Genomic DNA, 15729 nt, shown 5'->3' with positions numbered 1-15729 from the left:
GGTTCCTTAAATCAGATGATTGAGCGCGACGGGCAGGCGAATCGCGGATGCCGGGATGCGATGGGATGCGTCGGGATGCTCGGGATGCGCGTGCGAGCGGGCGGGGCGCGCAGGCAATGCGGGCGCGTCGCGGCCGACGAATCGCGTGACGAAGCGAGAATCGCGACGAAAGGCGCGAGGACAACGCGCTGCGAATGCCGCAAGCTGAAAATCGCGAGACGCGAGACGCGAGACGCGAGACGCGAGACGCGAGACGCGAGACGCGAGACGCGAGACGCGAGACGCGAGACACGAGACGCGAGACGCGAGATGCAAGTCGCAAGTCGCGAGATGCAAGTTGCAAACCGCAAACCGCAAACCGCAAACCGCAAACCGCAAACCGCAAACCGCAAACCGCAAGAACCGAAGCGAAAGCGCTTCGCCGCAAGTTCCCGGTTGCGCGTCACACGCCGCCGCCGCGCTTACCGCTGCCGCGCTTTCCCTTCGTCGGCGGCGAGCTTGCGCCACAGCGTCGTCTTGCTGATGCCGAGCATCGCGCACGCGCGATCGCGATCGCCGCCGCATGCGTCGAGCGCGGCGCGGATTTCGTCGGCTTCCGCGCGCCGGCGGCGTTGCACGAGCGTCAGGCCTTGCGCGGCGTCATCGTCGCCACCATCGCCTGCATCCGCGTTGCCGCCGCGCTCGCCTTGGCCGCCCGCCGCGAACGCGTCGCTCGCGAGCACCTCGGGCGCGATCGCGCGCAGCGTGTCCACGCTCGCCGCCGCGTCGCCGCGCTCGTCGGCATCGGCGAGCTCCACCGCGATCCGCTCGATCACGTTTTGCAGCTCGCGCACGTTGCCGGGCCATCGATAGCGGCTCAACGCCGCGTTCGCCGCCGCGAGCGCGCGCGCCGCGTCGTGCGCGTCGCGCAGCCTGTCCGCGAGCCGCGGCTCGCGTTGCGCGGCCTGCGCGAGCAGCGTCGCGGCGAGCGCGGGAATGTCGGCCGCGCGTTCGCGCAGCGGCGGCAGCCCGATGTTCAGGATGTTGAGCCGGTAATAGAGATCCGCGCGGAACGCGCCCGCCTCGACGGCCGCGAAGAGCGGCCGGTGCGTCGCCGCGACGACGCGTATGTCGATCGGGATCGGCTCGGTCGAGCCGACGCGCACGACCTCGCGCTCCTGCAGCACGCGCAGCAGCCGGCTTTGCAGCGACGGCGGCATCTCGCCGATCTCGTCGAGAAACAGCGTGCCGCGATGCGCGGCCTCGAAGAGCCCCGCCTTGCCGCCGCGCCGCGCGCCCGTGAACGCGCCTTCCTCGTAGCCGAACAGCTCGCTCTCGAGCAGCGCTTCCGGAAACGCGCCGCAGTTCACGGCGACGAACGGATACTTGCGGCGCGCGGACAGCGCATGCAGGCTCTGCGCGATCATCTCCTTGCCGGTGCCGCTTTCGCCGAGGATCAGCACGGTCGCGTCCGATTTCGCGTAGCGCCGCGCGAGATCGCGCGCGTGCGCGATCGCGGGCGACGCACCGACGACGTCGTCGAGCCGGTAGCGCGCGGTGAACTGCTGCGCGTGCTGATGCGAGCGCAGCGTGCGGTCGAGCCGCTCGACCGCGCGCGATTCCTGGAACGTCAGCACGCTGCCGGGCGCGCCGCCGCTCGCGGCGAGCGGCCCGCGATGCACGACGTAGCGCACGCCGCGCAAGGTCGCGAGCGTGTCGCCGTCGGCCGCGCGCAGCGTGCGCAGCTCGGGCGTCAGCTCGTGCAGCGCGCGGCCGACGGCGGCCGACGGCTCGACGCCGAGCGCGAGCGCGAGCCGCTCGTTGATCGCCTCGACGCGCCCGTCGCCGTCGAGCGCGACGACGCCGTCGCGCAGATGCTGCAGCAGGTTGTCGAGGCGCTCGCGGCGCAGCGCCTCGGCGTGCGTCGCGTGCGCGACCTCGAGCGCGGTGTTGACGGCCGCGCGCACCGACGCGTGCGAGTACACGAACACCGCGCCCATCCCGACGTTCGCGGCGAGATCGGTGACGAGCCCCGGCCCGACGACGGTCTCGATGCCGCGCTCGCGCATTTCGAGCACGCGCGTTTCCGCTTCCTGCGCGCTTTGGTACGACGCGAACACGACGTCGAGCCCGTACGCGGCCACGAAGCTGCGCACCTCGGGCGGCGTTTCGCCGTAGCTGACGAGCGCGATCCGGCTCGCGTCGCGCCGCGCGCGGGCGAGCGCGTGCATCACGTCGAAGCCGGTCGGATTGACGAGCACGACGGGCACGCGCACGCGCGCCTTCAGGTAGGTGCCGTTCGAGCCGGCCGCGACGATCGCGTCGGGCCGCTCGCCGCCCGCCGTCGCGAGCGCGGTGATCGCTTCCTCGTAGCCGCGCGCGACGATCCGCAGGTCGGCGCGCTCTTCGTATTCGTCGGCGATGTCGCGAAAGAGGGCGCGCAGCCGGCTGATGCCGACCGCCCAGACGCGCGGGCGCACGCCGGTTTCGGGTAGGGTGCTCATGATCGAGACCGAAAGGCCGGGCGCGCGCGGCGCTCGGCCGGATGGATGACGATTCGCATTATCGCGCGCTGATTTCAAATATGGAATTTCAATTTCGAAATTGCAATTGTCCGACATGAGCGGCAAGCGCGGATTGCGCGCAGAATCAGCAGCTTAGCGGCCGGCGATCGGCCTGGCCCGGACCTTGCTCTTGACGAGCATCTTTCAGGAGGAGTCGATGGGCAACCCACAACTGATCAGCGCCGGCGCGAAGTTCCGCGCGGCGGTCGCGGCCGAGCAGCCGCTGCAGGTGGTCGGCGCGATCACCGCGTACGCCGCGAAGATGGCCGAGGCGGTCGGCTTCAAGGCGGTGTATCTGTCGGGCGGCGGCGTCGCCGCGAACTCGCTCGGCATTCCCGATCTCGGCATCAGCACGATGGACGACGTGCTCGTCGACGCGAACCGGATCACCAACGCGACGAACCTGCCGCTTCTCGTCGACATCGATACCGGCTGGGGCGGCGCGTTCAACATCGCGCGCACGATCCGCTCGTTCATCAAGGCGGGCGTCGGCGCGGTGCACCTCGAGGATCAGGTCGGCCAGAAGCGCTGCGGCCACCGTCCGGGCAAGGAATGCGTGCCGACGGGCGAGATGGTCGACCGGATCAAGGCGGCCGTCGACGCGCGCACCGACGAGACCTTCGTGATCATGGCGCGCACCGACGCCGCGGCGGCCGAGGGCATCGACTCGGCGATCGAGCGCGCGATCGCGTACGTCGAGGCGGGCGCGGACATGATCTTCCCCGAGGCGATGAAGACGCTCGACGATTACCGCCGCTTCAAGGAAGCGGTGAAGGTGCCGATTCTCGCGAACCTGACCGAGTTCGGCTCGACGCCGCTTTTCACGCTCGACGAGCTGAAGAGCGCGAACGTCGACATCGCGCTGTACTGCTGCGGCGCGTATCGCGCGATGAACAAGGCCGCGCTGAACTTCTACGAGACGGTGCGCCGCGACGGCACGCAAAAGGCCGCGGTGCCGACGATGCAGACGCGCGCGGAGCTGTACGAGTATCTCGGCTACTACGCATACGAAGAGAAGCTGGACCAGCTCTTCAGCCAAGGCCGGAACTGAAGCGCGGATGCGCGCGAGCACCGAAGCAGGGAATCACGGATTCGAACCCAGGAGAGTATAAGGATGAGCGAGACGAAGGAAGCGGCGGCGACGAGCGCCGCGGGCGGTTTCAAGCCGAAGAAGTCGGTTGCGCTGTCGGGCGTCGCGGCGGGCAACACGGCGCTGTGCACGGTCGGCAAGACCGGCAACGATCTGCATTACCGCGGCTACGACATTCTCGACATCGCCGGCTCGAGCGAATTCGAGGAGATCGCGCACCTGCTCGTGCACGAGACGCTGCCGAACGTCACCGAGCTGGCCGCGTACAAGGCGAAGCTGCGCGCGATGCGCGGGCTGCCCGCGAACGTGAAGGCGGCGCTCGAATGGGTGCCGGCGTCCGCGCATCCGATGGACGTGATGCGCACGGGCGTGTCGGTGCTCGGCACCGTGCTGCCCGAGAAGGACGATCACAACCTGCCGGGCGCGCGCGACATCGCGGACCGGCTGATGGCGTCGCTCGGCTCGATGCTGCTGTACTGGTATCACTATTCGCACAACGGCCGCCGGATCGAAACGGAAACCGACGACGATTCGATCGGCGGACACTTCCTGCACCTGCTGCACGGCAAGACGCCGTCGAAATCGTGGGTCGACGCGATGCACACGTCGCTGATCCTGTACGCGGAGCACGAGTTCAACGCGTCGACGTTCACGGGCCGCGTGATCGCCGGCACGGGCTCGGACATCTATTCGTCGATCACGGGCGCGATCGGCGCGCTGCGCGGGCCGAAGCACGGCGGCGCGAACGAGGTCGCGTACGAGATCCAGAACCGCTACCGCACGCCTGACGAAGCGGAAGCCGACATCCGCCGCCGCGTCGAGAACAAGGAAGTCGTGATCGGCTTCGGCCACCCCGTCTACACGATCTCCGATCCGCGCAACAAGGTGATCAAGGAAGTCGCGCGCAAGCTGTCGAAGGAAGCAGGCGATCTGAAGCTCTTCAACATCGCCGAGCGGCTCGAATCGGTGATGTGGGAGATCAAGAAGATGTTCCCGAACCTCGACTGGTTCAGCGCGGTGTCGTACCACATGATGGGCGTGCCGACCGCGATGTTCACGCCGCTCTTCGTGATCGCTCGCACGTCCGGCTGGAGCGCGCACATCATCGAGCAGCGAGTCGACAACAAGATCATCCGCCCGAGCGCGAACTACACCGGGCCGGAAGACCTGAAGTTCGTGCCGATCGAGAAGCGCTGATCGGCGGCACCCGGCGGCCGGGCGCGACGCCCGGCCGTTTCGCGACGATCGTTACCCAGTCTGTCCCCACGCAATGAACACTGCCAACCGCAAACCCCTGCCCGGCACGTCGCTCGATTATTTCGACGCGCGCGCCGCCGTCGACGCGATCAGCCCGGGCGCGTACGACGCCCTGCCGTACACGTCGCGCGTGCTCGCCGAGAACCTCGTGCGCCGCTGCGACCCGGCGATCCTCGCCGATTCCCTGAAACAGCTCGTCGAGCGCAAGCGCGAGCGCGATTTCCCGTGGTTTCCGGCGCGCGTCGTGTGCCACGACATCCTCGGCCAGACCGCGCTCGTCGATCTCGCGGGCCTGCGCGACGCGATCGCGGAACGCGGCGGCGATCCGGCGAAGGTGAATCCGGTCGTGCCGGTGCAGCTGATCGTCGATCACTCGCTCGCCGTCGAGTGCGGCGGCTTCGATCCGGACGCGTTCGCGAAGAACCGCGCGATCGAGGATCGCCGCAACGAGGATCGCTTCCACTTCATCGAGTGGACGAAGAAGGCGTTCGAGAACGTCGACGTGATTCCGCCCGGCAACGGCATCATGCACCAGATCAACCTGGAGAAGATGTCGCCCGTGATCCAGGCGCACGACGGCGTCGCGTACCCGGACACCTGCGTCGGCACCGACAGCCACACGCCGCACGTCGACGCGCTCGGCGTGATCGCGATCGGCGTGGGTGGCCTCGAGGCGGAGAACGTGATGCTCGGCCGCGCGTCGTGGATGCGCCTGCCGGACATCGTCGGCGTCGAGCTGACGGGCAAGCGCCAGCCCGGCATCACCGCGACCGACGTCGTGCTCGCGCTCACCGAATTCCTGCGCAAGGAAAAGGTGGTCGGCGCGTATCTGGAATTCCGCGGCGAGGGCGCGAAGAGCCTCACGCTCGGCGATCGCGCGACGATCTCGAACATGGCGCCCGAATACGGCGCGACGGCCGCGATGTTCTTCATCGACGGGCAGACGATCGATTATCTGCGCCTGACGGGCCGCAGCGACGAGCAGGTGAAGCTCGTCGAAACCTACGCGAAGGCGGCGGGCCTGTGGGCCGATACGCTCGCCAACGCGCAATACGAGCGCACGCTGACGTTCGATCTGTCGAGCGTCGTGCGCAACATGGCCGGCCCGTCGAACCCGCACAAGCGGCTGCCGACGTCGGACCTCGCCGCGCGCGGGATCGCCGGCCGGTGGGAAGAGAAGGCGGGCGAGATGCCCGACGGCGCGGTGATCATCGCCGCGATCACGAGCTGCACGAACACGAGCAACCCGCGCAACGTGATCGCCGCGGCCCTGCTCGCGCGCAACGCGAACGCGCGCGGCCTTACGCGCAAGCCGTGGGTGAAGAGCTCGCTCGCGCCCGGCTCGAAGGCGGTCGAGCTGTATCTGGAAGAAGCGAACCTGCTGCCGGAACTCGAGAAGCTCGGCTTCGGCATCGTCGCGTTCGCGTGCACGACCTGCAACGGGATGTCCGGCGCGCTCGATCCGAAGATCCAGCAGGAGATCGTCGAGCGCGACCTGTACGCGACGGCCGTACTGTCCGGCAACCGCAACTTCGACGGCCGCATCCATCCGTATGCGAAGCAGGCGTTCCTCGCGTCGCCGCCGCTCGTCGTCGCGTATGCGATTGCCGGCACGATCCGCTTCGACATCGAGAAGGACGCGCTCGGCCACGACCAGGACGGCAAGCCCGTCACGCTGAAGGACATCTGGCCGACCGACGAGGAGATCGACGCGATCGTCGCGTCGAGCGTGAAGCCCGAGCAATTCCGCCGCGTCTACGAGCCGATGTTCGCGCGCGCGGCCGACGCCGGCGAGCGCGCGGCGCCGCTGTACGACTGGCGGCCGCGGAGCACGTACATCCGCCGCCCGCCGTACTGGGAAGGCGCGCTCGCGGGCGAGCGCACGCTGCAGGGCATGCGAGCGCTCGCCGTGCTCGGCGACAACATCACGACCGACCACCTGTCGCCGTCGAACGCGATCCTGCTGGACAGCGCGGCCGGCGAATACCTCGCGAAGATGGGTCTGCCGGAAGAAGACTTCAACTCGTACGCGACGCACCGGGGCGACCACCTGACCGCGCAGCGCGCGACCTTCGCGAACCCGACGCTGATCAACGAGATGGCGGTGGTCGACGGCGCGGTGAAGAAAGGCTCGCTCGCGCGCGTCGAGCCGGAAGGCAAGGTCATGCGGATGTGGGAAGCGATCGAGACTTACATGAATCGCAAGCAGCCGCTGATCGTCGTCGCCGGCGCCGACTACGGCCAGGGCTCGTCGCGCGACTGGGCGGCCAAGGGCGTGCGGCTCGCGGGCGTCGAGGCGATCGTCGCGGAAGGCTTCGAGCGCATCCACCGCACGAACCTGATCGGCATGGGCGTGCTGCCGCTCGAGTTCAAGCCGGGCACGAACCGCACGACGCTTCGCATCGACGGCACCGAGACGTTCGACGTGATCGGCGGGCGCACGCCGCGCGCGGATCTCACGCTCGTGATCCATCGCGGGAGCGGCGAGCGCGTCGAGGTGCCCGTCACGTGCCGGCTCGATACGGCCGAGGAAGTGTCGATCTACGACGCGGGCGGCGTGTTGCAGCGCTTCGCGCAGGACTTCCTCGAATCGTCGAAGGCGGCGTAACGGTGCGGTGACGCGCGTTGCCGGGCGATGCGGCGACGCGCCGCCTTGCGGGGCCGTTCGCCGCGCGCGGGCGGCCCCGGCCCACCTGCATTGCATGAGATCGGAGTCGGTGCCGAAGCACTCGCTCCGATCGATCGACACAGGACATCACGAACCATGGCTCACCTCCCTCAAATCAGGATTCCCGCGACGTACCTGCGCGGCGGCACCAGCAAGGGCGTGTTCTTCCGCCTGCAGGATCTGCCCGAGGCCGCGCAAAAGCCCGGCGCCGCGCGCGATGCGCTGCTGATGCGCGTGATCGGCAGCCCCGACCCGTACGGCAAGCAGATCGACGGGATGGGCGGCGCGACGTCGAGCACCAGCAAGACGGTGATCGTCGCGAAGAGCGCGCGTCCCGATCACGACGTCGACTACCTGTTCGGCCAGGTGTCGATCGACAAGCCGTTCGTCGACTGGAGCGGCAACTGCGGCAACCTGTCGGCGGCGGTCGGCCCGTTCGCGATCGCGGGCGGGCTGATCGATCCGGCGCGCGTGCCGGAGAACGGCGTCGCGATCGTGCGGATCTGGCAGGCGAACATCGGCAAGACGATCGTCGCGCACGTGCCGGTCACGCGCGGCGCGGTGCAGGAGACGGGCGACTTCGAGCTCGACGGCGTCACGTTCCCGGCCGCCGAAGTGCAGCTCGAATTCATGGACCCGGCGGCCGACGAGGAGGGCGCGGGCGGCGCGATGTTCCCGACCGGGAATCTCGTCGACGATCTGGAGGTGCCCGGCGTCGGCACGCTGAAGGCGACGATGATCAACGCGGGCATTCCGACGATCTTCGTCGACGCGGCGACGATCGGCTACACCGGCGCCGAGCTTCAGGACGCGATCAACGGCGATGCGAAGGCGCTCGCGATGTTCGAGACGATCCGCGCGCACGGCGCGCTGCGCATGGGCCTCATCGCATCGCTCGACGAAATCGCGACGCGCCAGCACACGCCGAAGGTTGCGTTCGTCGCGAAGCCGGCCGACTACGTCGCGTCGAGCGGCAAGCGCGTCGCGGCCGCCGACGTCGATCTGCTCGTGCGCGCGCTGTCGATGGGCAAGCTGCATCACGCGATGATGGGCACGGCGGCCGTGGCCATCGGCACCGCGGCCGCGATTCCGGGTACGCTCGTGAATCTCGCGGCGGGCGGCGGCGAGCGTGAGGCCGTGCGCTTCGGGCATCCGTCGGGCACGTTGCGCGTCGGCGCGGAGGCGAAGCAGGCGGGCGGCGAGTGGGTCGTCACGAAGGCGATCATGAGCCGCAGCGCGCGCGTGCTGATGGAAGGCTTCGTGCGGGTGCCGGGCGACGCGTTCTGACGCTTCGGCGCTTGGACGGGGCGATGACCGGGCGTTCGGGTGGTTAGTCGTGGCGCTGTTTCGATGATCGGGTGCTTCGGCGTTTTGACGTTCCTGCTTTCCGATGCCCGGAAGCTCCGATGCTCGAAGGCTCGAAGGCTCGAAGGCTCGAAGGCTCGAAGGCTCGAAGGCTCGAAGGCTCGAAGGCTCGAAGGCTCGAAGGCTCGAAGGCTCGAAGCTCGAAGCTCGAAAGTTCCGGAGTTCCTTGAATTTAGTGCTTCAAAGCTTCGACGCGCGTGCGGTTCGCCATCCGGGCGCTTCCGCGTCCCGATGCTGCGGTGATCTGAAGCTTCCATGATTTGGCATCCCGACGATCGCGCATGGTGGTGATCCGGGATGCCGCTATTCCGATGTTCGGCGCGACCGCTTTGCAACGGCGGATTCGCTGCCGTACCGTGCGCCACCCAAGCCACCCAAGCCACCCAAGCCACCCAAGTCACCCAAGTCACCCAAGTCACCCAAGTCACCCAAGTCACCCAAGTCACCCAAGCCGCGTGCCGTCTTCCACGCTCGCCCCGCCGTTTCACGCGGCCGACGAGGCCGCTCGCCTCCCCGCACGCGCAGCTTGCCGACGCGCTACGCCTTTTCTTCGACCGCACCCGGCTCGCGCCCGTCCCCGACACGGTTGATCGTGCCCTGAGCGACCGCGACGAGCCGTTCGTGATCGCCGTCGATCACGAACACGTGGCACTGGCAGGTCGCCTGATTCCGTCCCGCGTAAATCAGCTTCGCGCGCGCGATCAGCGTGCCGACGACGGCCGGGCGCAGGTAATTGATCTTGTATTCGCTAGTGACGACGCGCGGACCGAGCGCGAGCGCGCCGGCGAACGTCAGCGCGTTGTCGGCGAGATAGCTGATGACGCCGCCGTGGACGAAGCCGTACTGCTGCCTGAGCTCGTCGCGGATCGGCAGGCGCAGCGATGCCTCGTCGCCGCCGATGTGCACGAGCTCGGTGCCGAGCAGCATGCTGAAGGGTTGCGCGCGCAGGGCGCCGCGCGCGTGGTCCACGATGTCGGTCATCGACGTTCCTTCGCTATCGATTGAATTGATACGTTGAACAATGCGGTGCGATGCGCGCGCCGCCGATGCAATCCGGCTCTTTGCGCTCCACTCTAGGAAGGGGGCGGGCGATACGCAAGGAAATTCGTCGTGCCGGCGCACTATTGGCGGGGTTCGTTCGCCGAATCGCGCCGAAGCCGTGCCGAATCGCGCCGAAGCCGCGTTTGGCGGCGCGAAACCGGGGCATGCTCGAAGGCGGCGGCTCCCGACAATGCTGCCGCGGCTGGCGGCTGGCGGCTGGCGGCTGGCGAATGGCGGCGCGCGGCGCGCGGCGTGCTGCGTGCGGTGCGATGCACGGCGCGCGGCTTGCGATGCGCGATGCGCCGGCGCATCGTCGGACCGATGCCGAGCGGGGCGTCGGTCGCTGCATCGATCGCCGGCAGTTCGCCGGCAGTTCGCCGGCGGATCGCGCGCCGAGCCCGCGCCGACCGCGCGATGCAACGCTCGAGCCGAGCGTTGCGCATGCCTGGCGCCGGGCCGCTCGCTCCGCAGGCCCGGCATTCGGCAGACCACTACCAGTTTTGGTAGATAGCGAAAGCGCGCAGGCGACCTAACCTTAGTACGCAGACCCGCCGACGACGCGCAAGCGTCCCGCCTGACGGGCGTACGGAGACAACCGCGTTACCGCCGCAGAACAACGACGCGCCTGTTCAGAAGGACAAGTAATGGCAAATCACGGGCGGCAAGCGGCACGGCGCGGGACGCCGTGTCGCCGCATGGCGAGAAACGCGTCATTCATCGACGAAACTCCCGATCCTGCAGAACCACGACAGCCAGACGCATATCGCCGGTTGCAGGAGAGGGCACGGGGCTGTCGGCCATCGTCATTTTCAACGAGGAAATCATGAGTCAAGCACACGGTCATCCGATCACGCCGTATGGCGTGGCGATCCATCAGGCGATCGCCGGCGGCGATCTCACGCAGATGAAGTCGCTGCGCAAGCAGGCACAGACGCTGCTGAGCGAACAGGGCAACCTGGCCACGGCGCTCGAGCTGCTCGAGATCGAAATCGCCAAGCTCGAACAACGGAAGTAGCCGCGAGAGCGCCGCTTCGGCGCGCCGTTTCGCCGCGGCGGCGTTTCAGTGTTTCGTCGTCGTTCAACCACCCGCATCAAGGAGGCTCACATGTCCGAAGATCTTCGTGTCGGTTTGTTTCCGGTTCGCTACATCGTCGGCACCGGGCTGCCCGGCGCGCCGCAGCTCGTGCTCAATCTGGTGGTCGACACGGTCGACCATAGCGTCGTCGGCACCGCGACGATCTCGCAGGCCGTGAATCCGCCGCTCAACTTCCGCGCGGACGTCTGGGGCACCTACGTGTTCCGGCTCGGCCCGCCGCCGCGTCGCGACGGCCGCGGCGCGATCGTGCAGATCTCGCTGCAGGGCAACCAGGGCGGGCCGCACTCGAATTCGATGATCACGTTCTTCGGCGAGCTGCTGCTCAAGGGCGACGGCAAGACGGGCGTCGCGTCGTATCGCTATTACTCGAACGGCACCTGGCACGAAGTCGAGAACGTACCGGTCAAGGCCGATCCGGAAGTCGTGCCGCTCGAGCCCGGCCCGGTCATTCGCGAATCGTCGCGCACCCCTTACGGGCCGGTGCCGCTGTACGGGGTGACGATCCAGTATGCGGCCGCGTCCGGCGATCTCGCGCACATGAAGACGCTCGCCGCCTACGCGCGCCAGCAGCTGGAAAGCCGCGACGACATCGCGTCCGCGCTCGGCGCGCTGAAGGCGGAAATCGCCAAGCTCGAAAGCCGGCAGTGAGCGGCGCGGGCTTGCATCGACATCGTTCGTACATCTTCGTGGAGCTAACGTCATGGCTACTACCGGTCTGTTTCCCGTCCAACTTCGCGTCGCGACGCCCAATCTCGGCGCGCCGGTCCTCTGGTTGTATCTGCTCGTCAACGAAGTCGAGAAGATCGTCTCGGGCTTCGCACGCATCACCCAGCCGATCTATCCGCCGCTGCATTTCCGCGCGCGCGTCACCGGGCAGTTCCATCTGATGAGGATCGACCCGCTGTCGCCGCCGATGATCGCGCTGAGCGTCACGGGCAGCCCGAGCGGTCCGGTCGCGCCGCAGGTGGTGATTCTGGAGTTCAACGGCTTGCTGACCGAGGACTGGCAGTCGGGTACGGCGAATTATCGCTACCTGCACGAAGGGCGCTGGCATTCGATCGAGCACGCGATCGTGTCGAAAGACAACTCGCTGATCCCGCTCGATCCGCCGCACGAGCACGTGGGCGTGCTGTACGGAGTCAGCCTGCAGGAAGCGCGGGCGTCCGGCGATCTGAGCCGGATGAAGGGGCTCGCGCAGCAGGCGGAGCAGCAACTCGCCGACCACGACGCGATCGCCGCCGAGCTCGACAAGCTCGAAGCGGAAATCTCGCGCCTGGAAGCGCGCCGCTGAGCGCGGCCGCGCGACTTGCCGCACGCGCGGGGGTGTTCCGCGCGTGCGGCGGCCACTGCCCCACGAGGAGACATCGACATGAGCACACTGGACGCGCGCCCGGCCCGCTACCTGGTCGACCGCGACTATCAACGCTTCGTCCCGGTTCATGCCGTTTGGGAAATCACGCTCGCCTGCGATCTCAAATGCCTGCACTGCGGCTCGCGGGCCGGCCGCCGGCGGACGAACGAGCTGAGCACCGCCGAATGCCTCGAGGTGATCGACGCGCTCGCGCGGCTCGGCACGCGCGAGGTGTCGATGATCGGCGGCGAGGCGTATCTGCGCAAGGACTGGACGCAGCTGATCCGCGCGATCCGCTCGCACGGCATGTATTGCGCGATCCAGACGGGCGGCCGCAACCTGACGCCGAAGCGCCTCGCGCAAGCGGTCGAGGCCGGCCTGAACGGCGTGGGCGTGTCGCTCGACGGGCTCGCGCCGCTGCACGACAAGGTGCGCAACGTGCCGGGCGCGTTCGATCGCGCCGTCGACACGCTGCGCCGCGCGCGCGACGCGGGCCTCGCGGTGAGCGTCAACACGCAGATCGGCGCGCAGACGATGGCGGACCTGCCCGCGCTGATGGACACGATCATCGAGCTCGGCGCGACGCACTGGCAGATTCAGTTGACGGTCGCGATGGGCAACGCGGTCGACAACGACGAACTGCTGCTGCAGCCGTACCGGCTGGCCGAACTGATGCCGCTCCTCGCGAAGCTGTATACGGACGGCCTGAGCCGGGGCCTGCTGATGAACGTCGGCAACAACATCGGCTATTACGGCCCCTACGAGCATCTGTGGCGCGGCTTCGGCGACGAGCGCGTGCACTGGAGCGGCTGCGCGGCCGGCCAGACCGTGATCGCGCTCGAAGCGGACGGCACCGTGAAGGGATGCCCGTCGCTCGCGACGGTCGGCTTCTCGGGCGGCAACGTGCGCGACCTGTCGCTCGAGGACATCTGGCGCACGAGCGAAGGCATCCATTTCGGCCGGTTGCGCTCGGTCGACGATCTGTGGGGCTTTTGCCGCAGTTGCTATTACGCGGACGTGTGCCGCGGCGGATGCACGTGGACGTCGCATTCGCTGCTCGGCAAGCCGGGCAACAATCCGTACTGCCACTATCGCGTGCTCGAGCTGCGGAAACAGGGCCTGCGCGAGCGGATCGCGAAGGTGCAGGACGCGGGCCCGGCGTCGTTCGCGGTGGGCCGCTTCGATCTCGTGACCGAGCGCATCGAAGACGGCGAGCCGGTGTCGAGCATCGTCCGCTCGGGGCAGGTGATCGAGCTCGCGTGGAAGAACAGGGGCAAGCGCTCGCCGGACGTCGGGCGCGTGCCGCCGAGGCTGAAGCTGTGCCGCAACTGCGACGGCTACGTGTACCCGAGCGAGCGCACCTGCCCGCATTGCGGCAGCGACATCGAAGCGGCCGCGCGAGCCTACGAGCAGGAGACGCAGCGCCGGCACGCGCTGATGCAGGATCTGGAGCGCCTGCTGGGCCTGCCGGCGTCGACGTAGGGCGGCCCGCGCGGGCGGGCTCGCCCGCGCCTCGTTCGGCTCGCTCGGCTTGTCCGGCGGGCCTCGAGCGATCGAAGAGTCCCTACGCCGCATGCGTGATCGCTCAAGTCCGCCGCCGAAATGCCGCTAAAGCCAAGGCAGTATCTCTTCTTGGCTCTAACGGAAATTCATGTTCAGCAAAATCAAGCTCGCATCCGGGCTGCTCGGCGTGCTCGTCGTGTTCTGCCTGTTTCTGATCGCGGTCGAGGGGCTCGGCTTCTGGTCGCTGTCCGCGTCGCGCAGCAACGTCGACGATTTGTCCAACGTCGCGATCAAGCAGGTCGATGCCGCGACCGTCGCGACCCAGCACATGCTCGACGCCCGCACCAACCTGTCCCGCGCCAGCACGCGGATGGTGAAGGGCGATCCGATGCCCACCGAGACGCTCCAGCACGTGCGCGACCAGCTCACGCTCGCCGATCGCGCGTTCGCCGACTTCACCGCCGCGCCGACGATCAGCGCCGAGAACACCGAGCGCGCGGCGGCGCTCACCGACCGCTACCGCAAGTACCACGCGGCGCTCGTCGATCTCGTGCGGTTCCTCGAAACCAACAACATGCAGGCGTTCTTCGACCAGCCGACGCAGGAGATCCAGGACACCTATCTCGGCGAACTGCGCACGTTCTCGGACTTCAGCGGCCGGACGAGCCAGCACGCGCTCGGCATGATCGACACCGGGATGCGCTGGTTCGAGACCGTCGGCGTGGTGCTGCTCGTGCTGATGCTCGCGTGCATCGCCGGGATCTACGTCGTCGCGCGGCGCGCGGTGGTCGCGCCGCTCGCGCAGGCGTGCGTGCACTTCGACCAGATGGCGCGCGGCCGTCTCGACGAGAAGGTGACGCCGCACGGCGTCCATGAAATCGAGCGCCTGCTGCGCGGGCTCGCCGACATGCAGGCGAGCGTCGCGGGGACCGTGCGCACCGTGCGCAACGCGTCGAACGCGATCCACCTCGGCGCGGCCGAGATCGCGAGCGGCAACGCGGATCTGTCCGCGCGCACGTCGAGCCAGGCCGCGTCGCTCGAGGAAACGGCGGCGAGCATGGAGGAGCTGACCGCAACCGTGCGGCAGAACAGCGACAGCGCGCGCGCGGCGAGCGCGCTCGCCGACGATGCGTTGCAGACGACGAAGAACGGCGGCGCGATCGTCGACGACGTGATCGACAAGATGCACGCGATCGCGCACAGCTCGGGCCGGATCGCCGAGATCATCGCGGTGATCGACGGCATCGCGTTCCAGACCAACATTCTCGCGTTGAACGCGGCCGTCGAGGCGGCGCGCGCGGGTGAGGAAGGGCGCGGCTTCGCGGTGGTCGCGGGCGAGGTGCGCTCGCTCGCGCAGCGCAGCGCGCAGTCGGCGAAGGAGATCAAGGCGCTGATCGAGGAATCGGTCGCGCAGATCGACGGCGGCTCCGAACTCGTCGAGCGGGCGGGCGAGGCGATGCGCTCGGTGTCGGCGTCGATCGGGCGGGTCGCGCAGACGATGACCGAGATCACGGCCGCGTCGATCGAGCAGAGCGCGGGGATCGAGCAGGTGAATCAGGCCGTCACGCAGATGGAGCAGTTGACGCAGCAGAACGCGGCGCTCGTCGAGGAAGTCGCGGCGGCGGCCGGGTCGCTGAACGAGCAGACCGAGCAGTTGCAGCGGTCGGTTTCGGTGTTCGAGCTGGGCGACGCGCGCGGACGCCGGCCGGCCGGCGCCGCGACGCGCGCCGATGCGGCCGAGCCGCGGCTCGCGGGCGCGTAGCGTCGAGCGAGCCGGGCGCGAGGCGCGAGGCGCGAGGTGCGTGGTGCGAGGCG

General features: G+C 68.5%; 12 protein-coding genes. 9 read left to right on the top strand and 3 right to left on the bottom strand.

Annotated features, from left to right (window positions below):
* Nucleotides 1–461: 461 nt before the first annotated feature.
* Nucleotides 462–2483: a propionate catabolism operon regulatory protein PrpR gene (gene prpR, locus WT60_RS31945; RefSeq protein ID WP_052144995.1), complete on the bottom strand. Its 2022-nt coding sequence runs from the start codon at nucleotides 2481–2483 to the stop codon at nucleotides 462–464.
* 217 nt (nucleotides 2484–2700) lie between these two features.
* On the opposite strand from prpR, the gene prpB reads away from it, so the two are divergent.
* The 4 genes from prpB to prpF all read left to right on the top strand — a co-directional run bounded on the left by prpB (nucleotide 2701) and on the right by prpF (nucleotide 8845).
* Entirely contained in the window at nucleotides 2701–3594 is an 894-nt protein-coding gene (gene prpB, locus WT60_RS31940; RefSeq protein WP_038744230.1) for a methylisocitrate lyase, read from the top strand.
* Nucleotides 3595–3657: 63 nt separating this feature from the next.
* Nucleotides 3658–4830 (top strand): 2-methylcitrate synthase, encoded by a 1173-nt coding sequence (gene prpC, locus WT60_RS31935; protein ID WP_038744225.1) that lies wholly within the window; start codon nucleotides 3658–3660, stop codon nucleotides 4828–4830.
* Between the two features lie 73 nt (nucleotides 4831–4903).
* Complete coding sequence (gene acnD / locus WT60_RS31930) at nucleotides 4904–7498, top strand: Fe/S-dependent 2-methylisocitrate dehydratase AcnD (protein WP_060355232.1); 2595 nt, start codon at nucleotides 4904–4906, stop codon at nucleotides 7496–7498.
* Nucleotides 7499–7654: 156 nt separating this feature from the next.
* Complete coding sequence (gene prpF / locus WT60_RS31925) at nucleotides 7655–8845, top strand: 2-methylaconitate cis-trans isomerase PrpF (RefSeq protein ID WP_060355231.1); 1191 nt, start codon at nucleotides 7655–7657, stop codon at nucleotides 8843–8845.
* Between the two features lie 615 nt (nucleotides 8846–9460).
* Here prpF and WT60_RS31910 read toward each other — a convergent pair.
* Complete coding sequence (locus tag WT60_RS31910; protein WP_038754684.1) at nucleotides 9461–9904, bottom strand: PaaI family thioesterase; 444 nt, start codon at nucleotides 9902–9904, stop codon at nucleotides 9461–9463.
* 140 nt (nucleotides 9905–10044) lie between these two features.
* On the bottom strand, nucleotides 10045–10407 hold the full coding sequence (locus tag WT60_RS34860) for a hypothetical protein (protein WP_060355230.1): 363 nt from the start codon (nucleotides 10405–10407) through the stop codon (nucleotides 10045–10047).
* Nucleotides 10408–10787: 380 nt separating this feature from the next.
* On the opposite strand from WT60_RS34860, the gene WT60_RS31900 reads away from it, so the two are divergent.
* From WT60_RS31900 to WT60_RS31880, 5 genes are all read left to right on the top strand, one after another.
* Nucleotides 10788–10979 carry a DUF1843 domain-containing protein gene (locus WT60_RS31900; protein ID WP_038754687.1) on the top strand — a complete coding sequence of 64 codons (192 nt, stop codon included), beginning with the start codon at nucleotides 10788–10790 and terminating at the stop codon, nucleotides 10977–10979.
* Between the two features lie 90 nt (nucleotides 10980–11069).
* Nucleotides 11070–11708, top strand: coding sequence for a DUF1842 domain-containing protein (locus WT60_RS31895; protein ID WP_038754690.1), 639 nt, complete (start codon nucleotides 11070–11072; stop codon nucleotides 11706–11708).
* 52 nt (nucleotides 11709–11760) lie between these two features.
* Complete coding sequence (locus WT60_RS31890) at nucleotides 11761–12351, top strand: DUF1842 domain-containing protein (protein ID WP_038754693.1); 591 nt, start codon at nucleotides 11761–11763, stop codon at nucleotides 12349–12351.
* A gap of 78 nt (nucleotides 12352–12429) precedes the next feature.
* Nucleotides 12430–13893, top strand: a complete 1464-nt coding sequence (locus WT60_RS31885) for a GDL motif peptide-associated radical SAM/SPASM maturase (RefSeq protein WP_038754696.1) — start codon at nucleotides 12430–12432, stop codon at nucleotides 13891–13893.
* Nucleotides 13894–14062: 169 nt separating this feature from the next.
* Nucleotides 14063–15676: a methyl-accepting chemotaxis protein gene (locus tag WT60_RS31880; protein ID WP_038754699.1), complete on the top strand. Its 1614-nt coding sequence runs from the start codon at nucleotides 14063–14065 to the stop codon at nucleotides 15674–15676.
* Nucleotides 15677–15729 lie beyond the last annotated feature (53 nt).

The organism is Burkholderia sp. MSMB617WGS (assembly GCF_001532025.2).
In the GTDB taxonomy this organism is placed as follows: domain Bacteria; phylum Pseudomonadota; class Gammaproteobacteria; order Burkholderiales; family Burkholderiaceae; genus Burkholderia; species Burkholderia savannae.
Note: the sequence above shows the minus strand (reverse complement) of the source record. Positions and strands in the feature narration are given on the sequence as shown.

Bases quoted from the DNA above. Each gene is read 5' to 3' on its own strand.
- prpR (WP_052144995.1), bottom strand. From the start codon at position 2,483: ATGAGCACCCTACCCGAAACCGGCGTGCGCCCGCGCGTCTGGGCGGTC.
- prpB (WP_038744230.1), top strand. From the start codon at position 2,701: ATGGGCAACCCACAACTGATCAGCGCCGGCGCGAAGTTCCGCGCGGCG.
- prpC (WP_038744225.1), top strand. From the start codon at position 3,658: ATGAGCGAGACGAAGGAAGCGGCGGCGACGAGCGCCGCGGGCGGTTTC.
- acnD (WP_060355232.1), top strand. From the start codon at position 4,904: ATGAACACTGCCAACCGCAAACCCCTGCCCGGCACGTCGCTCGATTAT.
- prpF (WP_060355231.1), top strand. From the start codon at position 7,655: ATGGCTCACCTCCCTCAAATCAGGATTCCCGCGACGTACCTGCGCGGC.
- WT60_RS31910 (WP_038754684.1), bottom strand. From the start codon at position 9,904: ATGACCGACATCGTGGACCACGCGCGCGGCGCCCTGCGCGCGCAACCC.
- WT60_RS34860 (WP_060355230.1), bottom strand. From the start codon at position 10,407: ATGCGCAACGCTCGGCTCGAGCGTTGCATCGCGCGGTCGGCGCGGGCT.
- WT60_RS31900 (WP_038754687.1), top strand. From the start codon at position 10,788: ATGAGTCAAGCACACGGTCATCCGATCACGCCGTATGGCGTGGCGATC.
- WT60_RS31895 (WP_038754690.1), top strand. From the start codon at position 11,070: ATGTCCGAAGATCTTCGTGTCGGTTTGTTTCCGGTTCGCTACATCGTC.
- WT60_RS31890 (WP_038754693.1), top strand. From the start codon at position 11,761: ATGGCTACTACCGGTCTGTTTCCCGTCCAACTTCGCGTCGCGACGCCC.
- WT60_RS31885 (WP_038754696.1), top strand. From the start codon at position 12,430: ATGAGCACACTGGACGCGCGCCCGGCCCGCTACCTGGTCGACCGCGAC.
- WT60_RS31880 (WP_038754699.1), top strand. From the start codon at position 14,063: ATGTTCAGCAAAATCAAGCTCGCATCCGGGCTGCTCGGCGTGCTCGTC.